This is a genomic window from Ectothiorhodospira mobilis (assembly GCF_900114895.1).
GTDB classification, from domain to species: Bacteria; Pseudomonadota; Gammaproteobacteria; order Ectothiorhodospirales; family Ectothiorhodospiraceae; genus Ectothiorhodospira; species Ectothiorhodospira mobilis_A.
In genome coordinates this window covers 255,340-270,724 of record NZ_FOUO01000001.1, presented here as the reverse complement: position 1 = coordinate 270,724, position 15,385 = coordinate 255,340, and the positions used below count along the sequence as shown (strand labels likewise).

The 15,385-nt window shown below is 71.3% G+C and carries 13 protein-coding genes and 1 pseudogene; 4 read left to right on the top strand and 10 right to left on the bottom strand.

What is annotated here, in order from left to right; genetic code table 11:
* Positions 1-16: 16 nt before the first annotated feature.
* On the top strand, positions 17-211 hold the full coding sequence (locus BM214_RS01185) for a hypothetical protein (RefSeq protein ID WP_090483360.1): 195 nt from the start codon (positions 17-19) through the stop codon (positions 209-211).
* A 22-nt stretch (positions 212-233) separates the two neighbouring features.
* Here BM214_RS01185 and BM214_RS01180 read toward each other — a convergent pair whose 3' ends face one another.
* The 9 genes from BM214_RS01180 to BM214_RS01140 all read right to left on the bottom strand — a co-directional run bounded on the left by BM214_RS01180 (position 234) and on the right by BM214_RS01140 (position 12,247).
* Positions 234-746 (bottom strand): Hsp20/alpha crystallin family protein, encoded by a 513-nt coding sequence (locus tag BM214_RS01180; protein WP_090483359.1) that lies wholly within the window; start codon positions 744-746, stop codon positions 234-236.
* Positions 747-864: 118 nt separating this feature from the next.
* Positions 865-1,275 carry an Hsp20/alpha crystallin family protein gene (locus tag BM214_RS01175; RefSeq protein ID WP_244887795.1) on the bottom strand — a complete coding sequence of 137 codons (411 nt, stop codon included), beginning with the start codon at positions 1,273-1,275 and terminating at the stop codon, positions 865-867.
* A 33-nt stretch (positions 1,276-1,308) separates the two neighbouring features.
* Positions 1,309-1,752, bottom strand: coding sequence for an Hsp20/alpha crystallin family protein (locus BM214_RS01170; protein WP_090483358.1), 444 nt, complete (start codon positions 1,750-1,752; stop codon positions 1,309-1,311).
* Positions 1,753-2,069: 317 nt separating this feature from the next.
* Complete coding sequence (gene hrpA, locus BM214_RS01165; protein WP_090483357.1) at positions 2,070-5,963, bottom strand: ATP-dependent RNA helicase HrpA; 3,894 nt, start codon at positions 5,961-5,963, stop codon at positions 2,070-2,072.
* A 56-nt stretch (positions 5,964-6,019) separates the two neighbouring features.
* On the bottom strand, positions 6,020-6,631 hold the full coding sequence (locus BM214_RS01160; protein ID WP_090483356.1) for an SPOR domain-containing protein: 612 nt from the start codon (positions 6,629-6,631) through the stop codon (positions 6,020-6,022).
* Complete coding sequence (gene argS / locus BM214_RS01155; protein ID WP_090483355.1) at positions 6,631-8,391, bottom strand: arginine--tRNA ligase; 1,761 nt, start codon at positions 8,389-8,391, stop codon at positions 6,631-6,633. Before argS ends, BM214_RS01160 begins: the two co-directional genes overlap by 1 nt.
* A gap of 87 nt (positions 8,392-8,478) precedes the next feature.
* The gene (locus tag BM214_RS01150) at positions 8,479-10,698 is read right to left on the bottom strand and encodes a primosomal protein N' (RefSeq protein ID WP_244887794.1); all 2,220 of its coding nucleotides are present in this window, start codon (positions 10,696-10,698) and stop codon (positions 8,479-8,481) included.
* Positions 10,695-11,915 (bottom strand): Coenzyme F420 hydrogenase/dehydrogenase, beta subunit C-terminal domain, encoded by a 1,221-nt coding sequence (locus tag BM214_RS01145; RefSeq protein ID WP_090483425.1) that lies wholly within the window; start codon positions 11,913-11,915, stop codon positions 10,695-10,697. Before BM214_RS01145 ends, BM214_RS01150 begins: the two co-directional genes overlap by 4 nt.
* Positions 11,916-12,055: 140 nt before the next feature.
* Entirely contained in the window at positions 12,056-12,247 is a 192-nt protein-coding gene (locus BM214_RS01140) for a c-type cytochrome biogenesis protein CcmI/CycH (RefSeq protein WP_090483354.1), read from the bottom strand.
* A gap of 50 nt (positions 12,248-12,297) precedes the next feature.
* Here BM214_RS01140 and BM214_RS01135 point away from each other — a divergent pair, with 50 nt between their 5' ends.
* Entirely contained in the window at positions 12,298-13,227 is a 930-nt protein-coding gene (locus BM214_RS01135) for a chemotaxis protein CheV (protein WP_090483353.1), read from the top strand.
* A gap of 270 nt (positions 13,228-13,497) precedes the next feature.
* Positions 13,498-13,785 (top strand): annotated as a pseudogene (locus BM214_RS12550) (heme exporter protein CcmB); the annotation flags it as partial.
* On the opposite strand, the gene BM214_RS01120 reads toward BM214_RS12550, so the two are convergent.
* Positions 13,770-13,955, bottom strand: coding sequence for a hypothetical protein (locus BM214_RS01120; RefSeq protein ID WP_090483351.1), 186 nt, complete (start codon positions 13,953-13,955; stop codon positions 13,770-13,772). The pseudogene BM214_RS12550 and the gene BM214_RS01120 sit on opposite strands and share 16 nt — an antisense overlap.
* Positions 13,956-14,136: 181 nt before the next feature.
* Here BM214_RS01120 and BM214_RS01115 point away from each other — a divergent pair, with 181 nt between their 5' ends.
* Positions 14,137-15,354, top strand: coding sequence for a response regulator (locus tag BM214_RS01115; protein WP_090483350.1), 1,218 nt, complete (start codon positions 14,137-14,139; stop codon positions 15,352-15,354).
* Positions 15,355-15,385: the final 31 nt, after the last annotated feature.

The window sequence follows — 15,385 nt, the reverse complement described above, 5'->3', positions numbered from 1 at the left end:
TGAACGGGGGTATGTCATGACCACCTATGCGATCACCGTGGCCATCCTCTTCGTGCTCTTCACCGGCTGGTACCTGGTGCAGGAGGCGGCGCGGCGTTTCGCCCGCCGCCACCCGGAACTGGGACCCGCCAAGGAGGAGGGCGGGGGATGCGCCGGCGGCTGCTGCAGCTGCAATCTGGCGGGGGGCTGCGACAGCCGCCCGCGGCACTGAGCCCGGCTCCGGCACATCGGCATCAGTGCCGCTGCACCGGGATCCGCCGCCGGCTCGTGTGCTCCGCCTTGGTCATTTCCACCTCCAGCACCCCGTTGCGGTAGCGGGCCCGGGCTTGGTCCGGGTCCACCGCATCCGGCAGGGGGATGGCCCGCTCGAAGCGGCCGTAGGCGCATTCGGCGATGCGGTAGCGGCCCTCGGTACGTTCCCGCTGGAAGCCCTTCTCGCCAGCCACCACCAGGTGGTCCCCGCGCACCTCGATCTCGAACTGGTCCCGGTCCATGCCCGGGGCCTCCAGGCGCACCACCACCCGGTCGTCTCCCTCGAAGACCTCGGCGGCCATCACGCCCCAGCCGGTGCTGCGGGCGGGCAGTGCCGTATCGCCGCCGTCCCCGCCATGGGTGTCCCCAGCCTTGGCGCCGGGGCGAAAGCGGGTGATGGCACCGGCGGCCCGCTGGTAGAGTCGTTGCCAGCCCTCCAGTACGGAATCCCAGGCATGGCCGATGCCTTCGCGCAATTGCCTCATGCTGGCCATGATCTCACCTCCGTTCGCTGCAAACCGTGGCCGCGCCGGGCGCCGCCACGGAAGAAAAGGCCCTCCCCGCAGGGCGAGGAGGGCACCTGTCCGGGGCTTGTCCCATCGGGGACGGGGATCAGTTCACGTTCACCTGGATCCGCCGCGGCTGGAATTCCGCCCGCTTGGGGATGTGCAACGTGAGCACCCCATCCTTCATGGTGGCGCGGATCTGGTCCAGGTCCAGTTCGCGGCTGAGGGTGAAGCTCCTGCGGTAGCGCTTGCTGCGCAGGTCCGCATACAGGGCCTTCATCTCCTCGGGCATGGGGATGGAGACCTCACCCTCGATGGTGAGGACATCGTTCTCCACCTCCACCTCCAGGCGATCCTTGGAGACCCCCGGCATGTCGGCCACCAGGGTGATCCCCGTGCCGTTCTCATGGATGTCCACCGGCGGCTGCATCACCCATTCCCGGCTGCGGGCCGCCTGTTGCTGCTGCATCCCCCGTTCCTCGCGGGGGCTCATCTGCTGCTGTGCCTGTTGGCTCATGGTCACCACCTCCTGAGATGTCGTTGTACGGGATCAATGCACCTCGATGCGCCGGGGCCGGGACGATTCACGCCGCTGCACCTGAATATGCACCACCCCGTCCTGGTAGCGGGCCTCCACCCGGTCGGGGTCGGCATCCTCCGGCAGGGTGATCACCCGGCGAAACTCGCCGTCGAAGCGCTCACGCCGGTAGCTTTGCACCCCTTCCGGGGTCTCGGCGCTGCGCTGCCCGGCAACGGTGAGCAGGTGGTTCTGCATGGAGACGTCCAGGCTGCCGGGGTCCATCCCCGGGGCGAAGACATAGACGTCGAACCGCTCCGGGCTCGCCCCCACGTTCACCGGCGGGAAGGCCCCGGCGGCGGCCGAACGGATCCCCGCCGCGGGGGTGCCGCCGGCGCCGAAGATCTGGTCCATCTCCCGGCGCATGCGATCGAACTCACTGAACAGGTCGCTCTCCAACAGGTTCATTCCCCACATGGCATACACCTCCTCGATGTATCGGTTCCCATTGGAACCACGGGGGGGGTCGGCATCCGCCCCGTGTCTGGGGTGCACGATGGGGGCGGTCGGGGGGATTTCAAGCCCCGCTGGCCGGGGTTGATCACCCCGGGGCTCGGGGTATGCTGCGAGGGAGACGCCCCCGCCGCATCATCCCCCGCTACGTGGACTCCTACCGGCCCCGCCTGGAGGCGGCCGGGCGGCCGCTGGCGCCCTTGCTGGAGGGGTTGCGGAGAAGCACCCGGGTGCTGGCCCGGTTCGCCGCCCTGGTCACGGGGGCCCCGCCCCGGAGGGCCTCAGGAGCGGTCCAGGGCCCGGCGGTCCTCCTCCAGGCGCTTGACGGAGACCTTCTCCACCGTGCCCAGTTCCTGGGCGAAGAGGGAGACCCGCAGCTCCTCGATGCGCCAGCGGTAGCGGGTGAGGGCATCCCGCTGCCGTGGGGGCGCCCCCCGGGCCAGGCGGGCCTTGCAGTCCGCCCACAGGGGTTCGATCTCCACCCGGGCCCGCCGGTCCTTCTCCGGGGCCTGGTCCAGCCGCTCCAGACGCCGCCCGATGGCGGCCAGGTAGCGGGGGAATTGCTCCAGCCACGGGGCCGGGGTGTCCAGCAGGAAGTGGGGCTGGATGAGGTGGTCCAATTGATCGCGGATGTCACCGGCGGCCTCCACCCAGGACAGGGGCAGGGCCCCCTTGAGGCGGCCGCGGATGGCCTGGTAGGGCTCCAGGATGCGGCCCGCCAGGGTGCACAGGGCATTGGCCTGGGCCGTGAGTTCCCCCCGCCCGGCCTCCAGGCGGGCGCGGAAGGCCTCCCCGTCCCGGGGCCAGGGGTCCTGCAAAAAGACCCGCTCCACGGCGGCGAAGACCAGGTCGTCCTTGAGGGCCTCGCAGCGGTCCACGGGGCTGTACTGCAGGCACAGGCGCTGGATCCCCGGCAGGTGGCGGTAGACGTACTTCACCTCGTCGCGCACCCCCAGCATGAACAGGCGCCGCAGTCCGGCCCGGTGGAGTTGTGCGGCCCGTTCCGGGTGGTCCGCCAGGGTCAGGGCGACGCAATCGCCCCGGTCCTCCAGGGCGGGATAGCCCCGCAGGGTGGCCCCGTGCTGCTCAAAGGTGACGTCCTCCTCCAGGGGGCCGAAGTCCCAGTCGGTGATCCCCTCGCGCTCGAAGCCGCCGGGGCGGTGGGTGTCGAAGGTCTCCTCCGCCTCGCCGGCCAGGCGTGCGCGCAGCGCCTCCAGGTCGCGGCCTGCGTCCAGTTCCCGGCCCTGGGCGTCCACCACGCGGTAGCGCATCACCAGATGGGCCTCCAGACGCCCCGGCTGCCAGGCCTCCGGGGGGATGTCGGTGCCCGTCATCTCCCGCAGGACGCGGGCCAGGGCGGGGATCATGGGCCCCTGGGGTTCGCCGATGCGGTCCAGGGCGGCGCGGGCGAAGTCGGGGGCGGGGACGAAGTGGCGGCGCAGGGTCTTGGGCAGGCTGCGGATGAGGGCCGTGGCCTTCTCCTCCCGCAGCCCGGGCACCAGCCAGTCCCCCACCTCCGGGTCCAGGGCGTTGAGGGCCGCCACGGGTACGGTGAGGGTGACCCCGTCCGCCTCGTGGCCCGGGTCGAAGTGATAGGACAGGGGCAGGCGCAGGCCCTGGATCTCCAGGTGATCGGGGAAGGCCTCGGCGTCCAGGTCCGGGGCCTGCTGCTGCAGCAGGGTGTCCCGGTCCAGGTACAGGATATGCGGGTCCTCGGCCTCGGCCTGCTGGCGCCAGCGTTCGAAGCCGGCGGCGTCGTGCACATGGGCGGGCAGGCGGGCGTCGTAGAAATCGTACAGCACCTGTTCGTCCGCCAGCAGGTCCCGCCGCCGGCCCCGGGCCTCCAGGTCCTCGATCTCGCGGATGAGCCCGCGGTTGTGTTCCAGGGCCTGGGCCCGGCTGCGCAGGCGCCCGGCCACCAGGCCCTCGCGGATGAAGACGCGGCGGGCATCCTCCGGATCCACCCGGCCATAATTCACTCGGCGCTTGGGGTGGACCACCAGGCCGTGCAGGGTGATGTGATCAAAGGCCCCCACCGTGCCACGCCGGGGCTGGAAATGGGGTTCGAAGTACTGGTGCTTGAGCAGGTGGGCCGCCACGGTCTCCAGCCATTCCGGGCGGATGGCGGCGCATTCCCGGGCGTAGACTCGGGTGGTCTCGGCGATCTCGGCGGCCATGACCCAGGCCGGCGGGCCCTTGAACAGACCCGATCCCGGGTGGATGTGGAAACGGCGGTTGCGGGCCCCCAGGTAGTCCCCCCGCTCGGTCTTCATCCCCACCTGGTTCACCAGCCCCGTGAGCAGGGCGCGGTGGATGGCATCGGGTTCGGCCGGGCTTTGGTTCTCCTTCAGGCCCAGTTCGTTCAGGTGCTGGCGCAGCTGGCCGTGCAGGTCCTGCCATTCGCGCATGCGCACGAAGGAGAGGAAGCGTTCCCGGCACCAGGCCCGCAGCTTGGACTGGGACAGATGGCGGGACTGCTCCCGCCAGTCCTGCCACAAGCGCAGATAGCCGAGGAAGTCCGACCCGGCCTCGCGGTAACGGGCATGGGCCTCGTCCGCCGCCTGGCGCTTCTCCGCCGGGCGCTCCCGCGGATCCTGGATGGCCAGCATGGCCGCGATCACCGTCACCTCCGCCAGGGCCTGTTCCCGTGCCCCGGCCAGGAGCATGGCCCCCAGCATCGGGTCCAGGGGCAGCCGCGCCAGACGCCGGCCGGTGTCGGTGATGCGGTGGGCCCCGTCCACCGCCTGCAGGGTCTCCAGCAGCTTGAACCCGTCGCGGATCAGGCGCGGGTCCGGGGGGTCCACGAAGGGGAAGTCCTCCGGATCCCCCAGGTCCAGATGGGCCATCTGCAGGATCACCGAGGCCAGGTTGGAGCGCAGGATCTCCGGGTCGGTGTACTCCGGCCGCAGCAGGAAATCCTCCTCACCGTAGAGCCGGATGCAGATGCCCGGGCCCAGGCGGCCGCAGCGCCCGGCGCGCTGGTCCGCCGAGGCCCGGGACACGGGCTCCAGGGAGAGGCGCTGCACCCGGGAGCGCCAGGCGTAGCGGGCCACCCGCGCCAGGCCGCTGTCGATGACGTAGCGGATGCCGGGCACGGTGAGGGCCGTCTCCGCCACGTTGGTGGCCAGCACCACGCGCCGCCCGCGGTGGGGGGCGAATACCTGGTTCTGTTCCGCCGCCGACAGGCGGGCGTAGAGGGGCAGGATCTCCGTGTGCCGCGGGTGGTGCTTGCGCAGGGCCTCGGCCGCCTCGCGGATCTCCCGCTCCCCCGGCAGGAAGGCCAGGATATCGCCGGGGCCTTCCCCGGCCAGTTCGTCCACTGCCTCGACCAGGGCGTCATTCAGATCCCGCTCGGTATCGGCGCCGTCCTCGCCGTTGACCGGGCGGTAGCGGATCTCCACCGGGTAGGTGCGGCCGGGGACGTGGTAGATGGGGGCGTCCCCGAAGTGTGCGGCGATGCGCTCCGGGGCCAGGGTGGCGGAGGTGACGATGAGCTTGAGGTCGTCGCGGCGCTCCAGCAGGCGCTGGAGATAGCCCAGCAGGAAGTCGATGTTCAGGCTGCGCTCATGGGCCTCGTCGATGATGAGGGTGTCATAGGCCCGCAGGTCCGGGTCGGAGCGCAGTTCCGCCAGCAGGATGCCGTCGGTCATGAGCTTGATGCGGGTGTCGGGGCGCACGTGGTCGGAGAAGCGCACCTTGAAGCCCACCGTCTCCCCGACACGGCCGTGCATCTCCTCGGCGATGCGGGTGGCCACGGAGCGGGCGGCGATGCGCCGGGGCTGGGTGTGGCCGATGAGGCCATCCACGCCGCGCCCCAGCTCCAGGCAGATCTTGGGCAGCTGCGTGGTCTTGCCCGAGCCGGTCTCGCCGCAGACCACCACCACCGGGTGTTTCTCCAGCAGCGCGGCGATCTCCGCCCGGTGGGCGCTCACCGGCAGGTCGTCGGGAAACTCCGGGCGGGGTTGGCTCTCCAGGCGCTGTTCCCGGGCCTGTACGGAGGCCTCCACCCGGGCGTGGAGACGGGCCTGCATGCGGTCCGCCGGCTTGCCGGCGGCCATGCGCCGGCGCAGACGGGCGATCTCCCGGGCCAGCTCGGGGCGGTCCGGGGCCAGGCAGCGGGGGAGCAGGGATTCCAGTTGATCGGCGGTGGGCAGGGGGGCGTCGGTGTCGGACATGGGGTTATTGTGCCCGCCGGGGGCACGGGCCGGAAAGGGCCGGGCGATGGCGCGGGTCAGCCGGAGTCCGGCAGCGTTACGGTCACCGTCTGGATGCGGTGTTCGGCCAGGCGGCGGCGCATGCGCTCCAGGTTCTTGCGGTCGTCGAAGGGACCGATGCGCACCCGGTGCCAGGTGTCGTGGTTCACCCGCACCTTCTGGATGTGGGCCTCGATCCCCAGCATGGCCAGGCTGGCACGCATGCGGTCGGCCTGCTCGGCCTGCTGGAAGGCGCCCGCCTGGATGACGTAGCGTGCCCCTTCCGCGGCGGGAGGTTCCGCACGGGGGGCCGGTGTTGCGGGTTCCCCAAGGGATTCATTCCGGGAAGGGGGTTGCGGGGCCGGTGGCGCCGGGGCCTGCTCCGGGACCGCCACCTCCAGTTCCGGCAGCAGGGTATAGAAGTCGAAGCGCGGTTGTCCGCCCTCGCCGGCCCCGTTGCGGGGCGCCTCCTGCACGACCCCCTCCCGGGCGGCCTCAGGGGCCGGGCGGTTGGCGTCCAGGTACACCAGCAGGGCCGTGAACAGGCCGATGGCCAGCCCGGCGGCCCCCCAGACCCAGCCGGGCAGGGGCGGTTTCTCCTCCGGCGGCGGGGTCTTGCGGCTGGCCTGTTGCGCGCGCTTGGCGGCCATCACATCTCCTCGGGAGCGGAGACGCCCAGAAGGCGCAGACCGTTGGCGATCACCTGACGCACCGCCAGGATCAGGTTCAGACGGGCGTCCCGCAGGGCGGCGTCGTCCACCAGGAAGGGATGGGCGTTGTAGTAGGTGTGGAAGTCATTGGCCAGGTCCCGCAGGTAGTTGGCCACCTGGTGCGGTTCCTGGGTCAGGGCCGCGGCCTCCACCAGTTCCGGGTAGTGGGCGAGGCGGCCCAGCAGGGCGGTCTCGTGGTCCTCGGTGAGCCGGTCCAGGTGGGCTCGGCCGTGTTCCGGGTCGTGCACCAGGCCCTTGGCCTGCATCTGGCGCAGGACGCTGCACACCCGGGCGTGGGCGTACTGGATGTAATAGACCGGGTTGTCCGCCGACTGGGACTTGGCCAGGTCCAGGTCGAAATCCAGGTGCTGTTCGCAGCGGCGCATGACGTAGAAGAAACGGGCCGCGTCCCGGCCCACCTCGTCCCGCAGTTCCCGCAGGGTGACGAAGCTGCCGGAGCGGGTGGACATCTGCACCCGCTCGCCGCCGCGGTAGAGGATGGCGAACTGCACCAGCAGCACGTCCAGGCGGGTGTCGTCCTGCTCCATGGCCCGCAGGGCGGCCTTCACCCGGGGGACGTAGCCGTGGTGGTCGGCGCCCCAGACGTCGATCACCCGGTCGTAGCCGCGCTCGAACTTCTCCAGGTGGTAGGCGATGTCCGAGGCGAAGTAGGTGGTCTGGCCGTTGTCCCGCTGCACCACCCGGTCCTTCTCGTCGCCGTAGTCGCTGGAGCGGAACCACAGGGCCCCGTCGCGCTCGTACAGCTGGCCCTTCTCCCGCAGGATCTCCAGGGCCCGGTTGACGGCGCCCCGCTCCGTGAGGCCGCGTTCGGAGTACCAGTGGTCGTAGGTGACGCCAAACGCCTCCAGGTCCTGGCGGATGTCGTCCAGGATCTCGTTCAGGCCCAGTTCGAAGACGTAGCGGTAACGGTTCTCCCCCAGCTTTTCCCGGGCGCGGGCGATGACGGCGTCGATGTGGGCCTCCTTGTCGCCGCCGTCGGGCTCGTCCGGCGGCAGGCCCTCGGTCAGCTCCGCGGCGGGGACGGCGTAGGCGTCGCCGTGCTCCTGGTGCAGGGTCTCGGCGATGCGGCGCACGTAGTCGCCGCGGTAGCCGTTGGTGGGGAACGGCACCGCCACGCCGCAGCATTCCAGGTAGCGTAACCAGATGCTGGCGGCGAGGATGTCCATCTGCCGGCCGGCGTCGTTGACGTAGTATTCCCGGTGCACGTCAAAGCCCACCGCCTCCAGCAGATCCGCCACCGCCGCGCCGTAGGCGGCACCGCGGCCGTGGCCCACGTGCAGGGGGCCGGTGGGGTTGGCGGAGACGAACTCCACCTGCACGCGCCGGCCCGCGCCGACGCGGCTGCGGCCGTAGGCCTCTCCCGTCTCCAGGATCCGGGTGATCACCTGCAGGCGCGCGCTGCGGCTGATGAACAGATTGATGAAGCCGGGGCCGGCGATCTCCACCCGCTCCAGGATGTCGGAGGGGGGCAGGCGGTCCACGATGCGCTGCGCCACCTCCCGGGGTTTGGCCCCCATGGGTTTGGCCAGTTGCATGGCCAGGTTGCTGGCGAAATCCCCGTGGGTCTTGTCCCGGGTGCGGGTGAGCTGCACGTCCACGGGGTGATCGGGGGGCAGATCACCGCTGTCCTTGAGGCTCTGGAGGGCGGATTCGAGAAGGGACTGTAGTTGCGGTTTCAAGGTTGGGTATCCGGTGGAAGCGGGCGGCGAGAATGGATCTATGGGTTTGATTTTACCGGGAAGGAGGGAGCGGGTTAAGTGGCGGGTTCAGCCCAGGTCCACCGGATCCACGTCGATGGACCAGCGCACACGCCGTGCCTGGGGCAGGTGCGCCAGTCCCGGCAGGGCGGCCAGGGCGGCCTGCAGCGGCCGGCGCCCGGGGGCGTGGATCAGGAGCTGGGCGCGGTGGCGCCCGGCGCGGCGTTCCATGGGGGCCGGGGCCGGCCCCCACAGTTGCACGTCCCTGGGGGCATGGGCCTGCAGGTGCCCCTGGGCCGCCTCCAGGAAGGCCCCCGGGGCCTCGGGGTCGGTGGCCTCGGCCCGCAGCAGGGCCAGGGCGGCGTAGGGGGGCAGTCCGGCCTCGCGCCGCTCCGCCAGGGCGGCCCGGGCGAAGGCGGCATAGCCCGACTGCAGCAGCATGGTGAGCAGGGGGTGCTCCGGCTGGTGGGTCTGGATGAGCACCTCGCCGGGCCGGCTGGCGCGTCCGGCGCGTCCGGCCACCTGGATCACCGTCTGCGCCAGGCGCTCCACGGCGCGAAAGTCCGGGCTGAACAGGCCCTGGTCGGCGTCCAGGATGGCGGCCAGGGTCACATCGGGGAAGTCATGGCCCTTGGCCAGCATCTGGGTGCCCACCAGGATGCGGTGATGGCCGCTGCGCACCTGGGCGAAGGCCGCCTCCAGGGCCCCCTTGCGGCGCATGCTGTCTCGGTCGATACGCACCGCGGAATACTGCGGGAAGTGACGTGCCAGGGCCTGCTGGATGCGCTCCGTACCCTGGCCCCGGGGGCTCAGGGGGCCGCCGCACTGGGGGCAGCGGGCGGGCACGGGGGTCTCGTGGCCGCAGTGATGGCAGCGCAGGCGGCCGGGGCCGGCGTGCCAGGTGAGGCGGGCATCGCAGCGCGGGCACTCCGCCACCCAGCCGCAGGCGTGGCAGAGGACGGCGGGGGCGAAACCACGGCGGTTGAGGAACAGCAGCACCTGGCCGCCGGCCTCCAGGTGGTGTTCCATGCGCCCCAGCAGGCCCTCCGAGAGCCCCTCGTCCATGAACTGCCGGCGCACGTCCAGGAGCCGGAGGCGGGGCGCGCGGGCGCCGCCGGCCCGGTCCGGCAGGCGCAGGTGGGCGTACTGGCCGCGGTCCGCGTTGGCCAGGGTCTCCAGGGCCGGGGTGGCCGAACCCAGCAGCACCGGCACCCCTTCCCGGTGCCCCCGCAGCACCGCCAGGTCGCGGGCGTGGTAGCGAAAGCCCTCCTGCTGCTTGAGGGAAGGGTCGTGCTCCTCGTCCACGAGGATGATGCCGGGATGGCGCCAGGGGACGAAGACCGCCGAGCGGGTGCCGATGATCACCCCGGCGGTGCCGTCCCGGGCGCACAGCCAGGCGCAGTGGCGTTCGGCATCGGCAAGGCCGGAATGGAGCACGGCGATGCGCGTATCCAGGCGCCGGCGAAAGCGTTCCAGCAGTTGCGGTGTGAGGGCGATCTCCGGCACCAGCACCAGGGCCTGGCGGCCGGCGGCCAGGGTGGCGCGGATGATGCGCAGATAGACCTCGGTCTTGCCGCTGCCGGTGACCCCCTCCAGCAGGTGGCAGGAATACCCCCGCCCCAGGGCCTGCTCCAGGGCCTGCACCGCCGCCTCCTGGGCCGGATTCAGTTCCGGGGGCGTCTGCGGCGGTGCGCCGGGGGGCGGCAGGCAGGGGGGGTGTTCCGGGATCACCAGGCCCTTGTCCCGCAGGGCCGCCAGGGGATGGCGCAGGTCGCGCCCCTCCGGGCCCCGCAGGGCCTCGGCGGTGAGGCCCTGGGGCGACTGCAGCAGCCGCTGCAGCAGCCGGTGCTGGGCCGGGGCCCGGCCCAGGGTATCCAGGGCGGCGGCGGCCTCCGGGGCAGGCCGGTACAGGGTCGGCCCCCGGGCGACGGCGGGGCGCCCCTGGCGCAGCAGGGCGGGGAGGGCGGCGCAGACCGCCTCCCCCACCGGGTGCCGATAGTACTCCGCCGCCCAGGTGAGCAGCCCCAGCAGCGCCGGTGGCAGCAGGGGTTGTGTGTCCAGGACCTGGGTGACGGCCCGCAGCCGGTGCCCGGGCAGCGCCGAGCCGCGGGTGTGTTCCAGCACCACGCCCACCAGGCTGCGGCGGCCGAAGGGGACGCGCACCCGGGTCCCCGGGGGCGGCAGCGGGCCCTCCCGCGGGGGGAGGTAGTCGAAGGCGCCGTGCACCGGTGTGGGTACGGCCACCCGCAGCACCGGGGCCGCGGCGGTGTCCTCCCGCTGGGGGGTCACTCGTCGCGGCGCTCCCCGGGCCGCGGCTCGATGCCGTAGGGGGCCACCAGGCGCCAGACGTGATCGGGCACCATGTGGCGCAGGCGCCGGGGGCGGGTCTGGCGCAGGTGCAGGATGGTCTCCCCGGCCTTCATCTCGAGCCGGGCCCGGGCCAGTTCCAGGCCCCGGGGACCGATGCGGGGCATGAGGAAGGCGGCGATGGGCCGCGCCCAGTTGGGCATGCCCCGGGTGGGCAGGCCCCCGGCGGCCTTTTCCGTGTTGGCGAGAAAGCCCTTCACCGATCCCTGGCGCTTGCCGGCGCTGCCGGGTTCACGGGTGCGCAGTTCGTTGCCCAGCAAAGACAGCAGCCGCTCCCCGCGCTCGTTGCGCACGATGAGCCACTGCTCCCCCTGGCCGGCCATGTAGCCCACGGTCAGGTCCGCCAGGCTGTTGGTGTAGTCGACGCAGGTCTTGCAGGTGAGGGGGAAGAAGTCCCGGGGCAGTTGCGAGATGGGCAGTTGGAGGAAGGGGATGCGGCGCACGGCCCCGTCCCGGAAGCGCAGCTCCACGTGGTAGTCGGGCATGAATTCCAGATAGGTGACCTCTCCGGGGCGGTCCGTGAGCAGGCCCAGGAATGCGTGGAAGCGCTCGGTGGTGGTGTTGTCGGAGCAGGGGATGCCGATGACATGGAGCACATCCAGGTCCAGTTCCGGCTCCAGGGCCCGCAGGGGGTAGATCTGGCAGGGGATGCCGATCACCGCCAGGCGGCGCAGGCCCCGGGCGCGGGCGGTGTCCAGCAGCGTCAGAAGGGGGGCGAAGCCCATGCGCATGCCGCGGCAGCGGGCCATGTCCTCGGCCCGGGTCACCAGGGCGGGCCGCGGCCGCCAGGGATCCTCGGGGTCGCCGGTCATGGCCAGTACGGCGTCCACCTGTCCGGTCTCCAGCAGGCGCTGGCCGATGCGGGTGGTGATGCCGGTCCACTGGGCCCCTTCCCGCGGCGGTTCCAGGGCCGCCTGGAGCATGCGGCGGTAGACGCCGAAGAAGCCCTCGTCGCCGCGTTCCGGGTCCCGCGGGCGGCCGTGGATGCGGGTCTCCAGTTCGCGGTAGCGGGGCCGGATGAACTGGCAGGCCCGGCCGCAGCGGCGGGGGTCCTGGCTGCGGCTCAGGCCGCAGTCGGTGCACAGGTCCCGGTGGGGCGCGGGCCGCGCCTCGTAGCGGGGGTCGTCCGTTGGGGGCATGGAGTTCACGGGTTCGGGTCTCCTGGATGCGGGGAGGTTCCGGGAGGGGGATTTTCCCACACCCGGGCATCCGGGGGGAAAGGAACTCACCTGCCGCGGGCGGTGGCGCCGGAGGGAGGCGGCTGGGACGCCGCCCGGGATCAGGGCAGGACGCGGTCGATGACCACGCGGATCCCTTCGGCTTCGGGGGCCACGGTGGCGGTGCCCTGCAGATCGCCGCTGCGGGCAGTGGCGTCGCCGCTCTGGCTGACGCGGGCCACCACCTCCACCCGGTCCAGCTCCGCCAGGCGCTGGCGGTAGCCGGTCCATCGCGGGCCGATGGTCTTGCCCACCGTGGAGTGGGTAAGATGGTCGCCGAGTTTTGCAGAGCCGGAGTGGGGTCATGGCGGAACAGCGTTGGGGGTCTTCTCTGGAGTCCAATCAGGCGGCCGGAAGCCGGCTGGAACTGCTCCTCTTCCAGCTGGAGGGGCGGCAGCTCTATGGCATCAACATCTTCAAGGTCCAGGAGGTGATCCCCTATCAGCCCCTGACCCGCCTGGCCGGCGCCCATCCCCTGGTGAAGGGCATCGCCACCCTGCGCGGCATCACCATGCCCATCATGGATCTCTCCCTGGCCGTAGGCGGGCCGCCCCTCAGCCAACCGGAGCAGGGCTACATCATCATCACCGAGTACAACCGCTCCGTCCACGGCTTCCTCATCCGCCGGGTGGACCGCATCATGAACACCCAGTGGGACCGGGTCCAGCCGCCGCCTCGGGCCACCGGACGCCACGCCTTCGTCACCGCGGTTACCTTGCTGGAGAACCGGGAGATCGTGGAGATCCTGGACGTGGAGAAGGTGCTGGATCAGGTGGTGCATGCCAGCACGGTGGTCTCGGAGGCCTATAGCGAGGGGGTGCAGCCCGGGGCGTACAAGGTGCTGGTGGTGGACGATTCCAGCGTGGCGCGCAACCAGATCCGGGCCTCCCTGGCGCAACTGGGGGTGGACTGCACCACCGTCACCGACGGCAGGAACGCCCTGGAACTCATTGAGCGCCTGCAGTCCGAGGGGGTGGACGTGGCCCGGGAGTACCTGATGATTATCTCCGATATCGAGATGCCGGAGATGGACGGCTATCAGCTTACCACCCACGTCCGCGAGGATCCGCGCCTGAAGGACCTGTATATCCTGCTGCATTCCTCCATCAGCGGGGTGTTCAACATGGACATGGTCCAGCGTACCGGGGCCGACAAGTTCATCCAGAAATACCATCCGGATGACCTGGCGCAGGCCGTACATGACCGCATCCGGCATGTGGAGGGCAATGATTGATCATTCGCGATATCAGGGTCCCGCGGTAGGATCGGGATCCATGCTGTAGAAGATCGCGTTCCCCCATGTCCGCCGTTGAGAGGGCAGCCGGAGACCGTTTCCCCGGACACCGCCTGGAGGCCCGGGGCGTGGTGGTGGAGCGCGGCGAGCGCCCGGCGCTGGACGGGGTCCGCCTGGAGGTGGCAGCGGCCAGCTGCTGCAGGTGGCGGGTCCCAACGGGGCCGGCAAGACCACCCTGCTGAGGGTCCTGTGCGGCCTGACCCGCCCCCGGTCCGGCCGATGGTCCCCGGCGTGCTCTGGGTCTCGGCCCTGCTGGCGACCCTGCTCTCCCTGGAACGGCTGTTCTCCGAGGACGGCCGTGACGGCACCCTGGAGCAGCTGCTGCTCAGCACCCGGCCGCTGGCGCTGCTGTTCATCGCCGGACTATACACCGGCCTGATCCATGCCCCGCCGGACTACCGTCAGGGGGAGAGCCACCGCATCCTGTTTATCCATGTGCCGGCGGCCTGGATGTCCATGTTCCTCTATGTCCTCATGGCCGGCTACTTGGTATGGCAGTCGATACAGTCGGTGTGATAATGCTCCCCGTGGTCCCAGGCCACCTTCTCGTAGGCATGGCAGGCGATGCAGAAGGTGTTGCTCTTGGAGACCTGGTGCCCGCCGACGCCGGCACCCGCCAGCACGGCCACCACCAGGAGCAGCAACAGGACGATCCAGAACTTGCTCATGCCGACCCCCTCCGTGGGTGATGGAGGGCGGCGCCCCACGGGTGCATGCGGCGCTGCCATCATGTCCCTTTCGGAAGTAGCAGAATGGGCGGTACATTGAAAAAAGCCCCGCCCGGGGCCACCCTTGGGCGGTGGCGTTCCCACTTTGGGAGGTGGAATTCGGGCATGGGTGAGACACGCGATGGATAGATCCCTCGGCCGGCGCCGGGTTCTGGTGGTGGACGATTTTCCAGCCATGCGCACCACGCTGGCGCAGATGCTCCTGTCCATGGGGCTGCAGGAGGAACCCGACATGGCCCAGGATGCGGCCCAGGCCCTGGCCCGGCTGCGCGCCCGCCGCTACGACATCGTCCTGTGCGACTACAACCTGGGGGGTGGCATGGACGGCCAGCAGCTGCTGGAGATCGCCCGCCGGGAGGGCCGCGTGGACGTGGCCTGCGTCTTCATCCTGATCACCGCCGAGAACTCCAGCGAGATGGTCATGGCCGCCCTGGAGAGCGGTCCGGACGCCTATCTTTCCAAGCCCATCACCAAGGTGCTGCTGAAGACCCGTCTGGAACGGGCCCTACAGCGCCGTGATCCCATGCGGCCGGTGGCGGACGCCCTGGCGCGGGGGGACACGGCCGCTGCCCTGCAGGTGCTGGCCGTCATGCGTGCGGCGGGTCGCGGCGAGGCGGCGGATGTCCTGCGCCTGCAGGCGGAACTGGGCATCGAGGCCGGTGACCTGGATACCGCCGAAGCAGCCGCCCGCGAGGCCCAGAGGGAGCGCCCCCTGGCCTGGGCCTGCAACGCCCTGGGACGGGTGGCGCAGCGGCGCGGTGACCTGGCGGCGGCCGAGAACCATTTCCGCGAGGCCATGGCCGTGACCCCTTATTTCATGTCCGCCCACGACCACCTGGCGGAGGTGCTGGAGTTGCAGGACCGGCGCAGCGAGGCCCTGGATGTCCTGGACCGGGCGGTGCAGCGCTCTTCCCGCTCCCTGCCGCGGCAGCGCCGCCTGGGGCGCCTGGCCCTGGAACAGGGCCATTGGGACCTGGCGGCGCAGGCCTGGGCACGGGCCGCGGAACTGGCGGCGCCCCAGGGGGAGGCCCATCCCTCGGACCATGTCTGGACCGCCTTCGCCCTGGCCCGGGTGGGGGACACCCGCGGCGCCGCCCGCTGCCTGCGGCATATGGAGCAGGCCCTGGAGGGGGATCCGGAACTGCCCTGGTGGTCCCTGGTGGGCCGTCTGGACCTGTGCGGGGTCACCGCTGCGGATCCGACGGAACTGCTGGATACCCTGGATACCCGCCTGCTCTGGACTCCGCCCCCGGAGGCGGTGCGCGCCGCCCTGGTGCAGGTGCTGCAGCACCTGGGGGAGGTGGAGCGGGCGGAACTCCTACGCCAGGAGGCGGGCTGATCCCGTCCATGGCCGTTCCATAGTAGGATGG